The organism is Weissella kandleri (assembly GCF_001438705.1).
In the GTDB taxonomy this organism is placed as follows: Bacteria; Bacillota; Bacilli; order Lactobacillales; family Lactobacillaceae; genus Weissella; species Weissella kandleri.
In genome coordinates, this window is sequence record NZ_JQBP01000020.1 from 1 (window position 1) to 209 (window position 209).

General features: G+C 35.9%; 1 tRNA gene. It reads left to right on the top strand.

Features of this window, described 5'->3' with window-relative positions:
* Positions 1–69: 69 nt before the first annotated feature.
* Positions 70–142 (top strand) — tRNA-Ala (locus tag IV73_RS06465).
* Positions 143–209: the final 67 nt, after the last annotated feature.

Below are 209 nucleotides of genomic sequence, written 5' to 3' on the forward strand. Positions count from 1 at the left end.
AATCGGAAGGCATTTGTTGAAACGTTATTTAGTTTTGAGTGTTTTACAACATTCAATAAAATATTTGATGGGGAATTAGCTCAGCTGGGAGAGCACCTGCTTTGCAAGCAGGGGGTCAACGGTTCGATCCCGTTATTCTCCATTAACAACCGGTAGGTTGTTAAATTAGTTCTTTGAAAACTGAATCATATCATTAAATTTAAAATATC